Origin of the sequence: Actinoplanes sp. NPDC048791 (assembly GCF_040650095.1) — a bacterium.
Classification (GTDB): Bacteria; Actinomycetota; Actinomycetes; order Mycobacteriales; family Micromonosporaceae; genus Actinoplanes.
In genome coordinates, this window is sequence record NZ_JBEZGQ010000885.1 from 1 (window position 1) to 3,477 (window position 3,477).

The window sequence follows — 3,477 nt, forward strand, 5'->3', positions numbered from 1 at the left end:
CCGCACGCCGGGCGGCAACGGCACGGTCGCCGCGCCCGAGCCCGTGCCGGTCGGCGACTCGCTGCTCGACGAGCACACCGGCAGTGCCCCGGTGCTCATCGAGGGCCCGGCCGAGGTGCGTGAGCTGGCCGCCGGCCGGGAGTGGCGGGTGCCGCCAGAGGGCTTCTGGCAGGTGCATCCCGCGGCCGCGGACACCCTGGTGGGCGCGGTGCTGGAGATGCTCCAGCCGGCCGCGGGCGAGATCTCCTGGGACCTGTACGGCGGTGCCGGCCTGTTCGCCGCCGCACTGGCCGAGCGCACCCGGGCCCACACCACGGTCGTCGAGTCGGCGGCGGTGGGAGTGGCGGCGGCCCGCACCAACCTGGCCGACCTCACCGGTGTCGAGGTGGTGTCGGCCAAGGTGGACGTGGCCCTGGCCCGGCGCCGGGTCACCGGTCCGGTCGACCTGGTGGTGCTGGACCCGCCCCGGACCGGCGCGGGTGCGAAGGTGGTCCGGGCGATCACGGCGGCCGGCCCGCGTGCGGTGGCCTATGTGGCGTGCGACCCGGCCGCGCTGTCCCGGGACGTGCAGACCTTCGCCGCCGAGGGGTGGCAGCTGGCCGAGCTGCGGGCGTACGACTGCTTCCCGATGACCCAGCACATCGAGTGCGTCGCCCTGCTGGTGCCCGCAGCGGCCTAGCCTAGGGCCGCTCGGCGGCCGGCTCGGCCGCGCGCTCGTCGTCGCGGGGCTCGTGGGTGTCGTGCGGATCGTCGTCGTAGGTGGTCTCGTCGAACGGGGCCTCGCCGGACAGCACCGCCCGGGCCTGGTCCTGGTCGATCTCCTTGGTCCAGGTGCCGACCAGCACGGTGGCGACCGCGTTGCCGGCGAAGTTGGTCAGCGCGCGGGCCTCGGACATCAGCCGGTCGATGCCGACGATCAGCCCCACGCCGGGCACCAGGTCCGGGCGGTGGCTCTGCAGGCCGCCGGCCAGGGTGGCCAGGCCCGCGCCGGTGACCCCGGCGGCGCCCTTGGAGGCCAGGATCATGAACAGCAGCAGGGAGATCTGCTCGCCGACCGACAGCGGGTTGTCCAGCGCGTCGGCGATGAACAGGGAGGCCATGGTCAGGTAGATCGCGGTGCCGTCGAGGTTGAACGAGTAGCCGGTCGGCACCACGATGCCGACCACCGGGCGGCTGACGCCCAGGTGGCCCATCTTGGCGATCAGCCGGGGCAGCGCCGACTCCGACGACGAGGTGGACAGGATGAGCAGGAACTCGCGGGCCAGGTAGCGCAGCAGCTTGAAGATCGACATGTGCGCGACCAGCCGGAGCAGCAGCCCGAGGACCACGAACACGAAGAGCGCGCAGGTCACGTAGAAGCCGATCATGATGCCGGCCAGGCTCTTGAGGGCGTCGACGCCGGTCGCCCCGACCACGGCGGCCATCGCGCCGAACGCGCCGATCGGGGCCAGCCACATCACCATGGCGAGGATCTTGAAGACCAGCCGCTGGAAGACCGAGACGGCCCGGATGATCGGCTCGCCGCGCGCGCCCATCGACTGCACGGCGAAGCCCACCAGCAGGGCGACCAGCAGGGTCTGCAGGATCTCCCGGGTGGCGATGGCGTTGAGCAGCGAGGGCGGGATGATGCCGAGCACGAACTCGACGCCGGACTCGGCCTCGCCGCTGACCTGGGCGGCACCGGTCTCGGCGAGCTCCTGGCTGAGGTTCAGCCCGGCGCCGGGGTGCAGGATGTTGCCCACCACCAGGCCGATGGCCAGCGCCACCGTGGACATGATCAGGAAGTACCCCAGGGCCAGCCCGCCGACCTTGCCGACCTGGGCCGCCTTGCGGATCGAGCCGACCCCCAGCACGATCGTGCAGAAGATCACCGGCGCGATCATCATCTGGATCAGCGCGACGAAGCCGGTGCCCAGGGGGCGCAGGTCCTTGCCGAGCTCGGGGAAGAGGAAGCCGACCGCGATGCCCAGGGCCATCGCCACCAGCACGGAGATGTAGAGGATGTGGCTGCGGTCGCGACGCCGCGGAGGGCTGGCTGCATCGACGGTCATGGCTCCTTCCTACCGGAGATCGTGATCTGAGTCACCACGAGCCGCTTGTGCAGGTTTTGTGGAGGACGTCTCTGTGACCGTTTGCGCCGGATGCGCGCGGGCGATCCGCCGATAGACTGACTCGTCATGAGCGAGCGCAGTGATCAGACGACGGCCGGCATCCTTCCGGGCATCAAGACCCCCGGCGATCTCAAGCGCCTCGATCCCGATCAGCTGACTGTGCTCGCCGCGGAGATCCGCGACTTCCTGGTCGCCAAGGTCTCCCGCACCGGCGGCCACCTCGGCCCCAACCTCGGCGTCGTGGAGACCACGCTCGCCCTGCACCGGGTCTTCGACTCGCCGCGCGACCGGGTGCTGTTCGACACCGGCCACCAGGCGTACGTGCACAAGATGCTGACCGGCCGGCAGGACGGCTTCGACCGGCTGCGCCAGCGCGGCGGCCTCTCCGGCTACCCGAGCCAGGCCGAGAGCGAGCACGACCTGATCGAGAATTCGCACGCCTCCACCGCGCTGTCGTACGCGGACGGCCTCTCCAAGGCGTTCACGCTGCGCGGCGAGGACCGGCACGTGGTGGCCCTGGTCGGCGACGGCGCGCTCACCGGCGGCATGTGCTGGGAGGCGCTCAACAACATCGCCTCGGCGAAGAACCGCCTGGTCATCATCGTCAACGACAACGGCCGCTCGTACGCGCCGACCATCGGCGGCCTGGCCGACCATCTCTCCACGCTGCGCCTCAACCCCGGCTACGAGCGGGTCCTCGACCTGGTCAAGGACGCGCTGGGCTCGACCCCGGTGGTCGGCAAGCCGGTCTACGAGGTGCTGCACGCGGTCAAGAAGGGCATCAAGGACGCGGTCAGCCCGCAGCCGATGTTCGAGGACCTCGGCATCAAGTACATCGGGCCGGTCGACGGGCACGACGTGCAGGCCATGGAGTCGGCGCTGCGCCGGGCCAAGGGCTTCAACGCCCCGGTCATCGTGCACTCGGTGACCCGCAAGGGCTACGGCTACCGCCCGGCCGAGGACGACGAGGCCGACTGCCTGCACGGTCCCGGCGCGTTCAGCGTCGAGACCGGCAAGCTGCTCGCTGCCCCCTCGGTGAAGTGGACGAACGTCTTCGCCGACGAGCTCGTCGCGATCGCCGACGAGCGGCCCGACATCGTGGGCATCACCGCCGCGATGGCCGAGCCGACCGGCATCGCCGCCCTGCAGAAGAAGTATCCCGAGCGCACCTACGACGTCGGCATCGCCGAGCAGCACGCGGTCACCTCCGCGGCCGGCCTCGCCATGGGTGGCCTGCACCCGGTGGTCGCCGTCTACGCGACGTTCCTCAACCGCGCCTTCGACCAGGTCCTGCTGGACGTGGCGATGCACGGGCTGCCGGTGACGATCGTGCTGGACCGGGCCGGCATCACCGGCCCGGACGGCC

3 protein-coding genes are annotated in these 3,477 nt (G+C 71.3%); 2 read left to right on the forward strand and 1 reads right to left on the reverse strand.

Going from position 1 to position 3,477, the window contains the following annotated elements; all coding sequences use genetic code 11:
• A partial coding sequence (locus tag AB0C29_RS39060; protein ID WP_360831597.1) for an RsmD family RNA methyltransferase occupies window positions 1-679 on the forward strand: 679 nt, incomplete at its 5' end.
• A gap of 1 nt (window position 680) precedes the next feature.
• Here the strand turns inward: AB0C29_RS39060 and AB0C29_RS39065 are convergent.
• On the reverse strand, window positions 681-2,051 hold the full coding sequence (locus tag AB0C29_RS39065; RefSeq protein WP_360831600.1) for a cation:dicarboxylate symporter family transporter: 1,371 nt from the start codon (window positions 2,049-2,051) through the stop codon (window positions 681-683).
• 126 nt (window positions 2,052-2,177) lie between these two features.
• Between AB0C29_RS39065 and dxs the strand changes: the two genes are divergently transcribed.
• Window positions 2,178-3,477 (forward strand): 1-deoxy-D-xylulose-5-phosphate synthase (gene dxs, locus AB0C29_RS39070; RefSeq protein ID WP_360831603.1); only part of this gene is annotated, 1,300 nt, incomplete at its 3' end.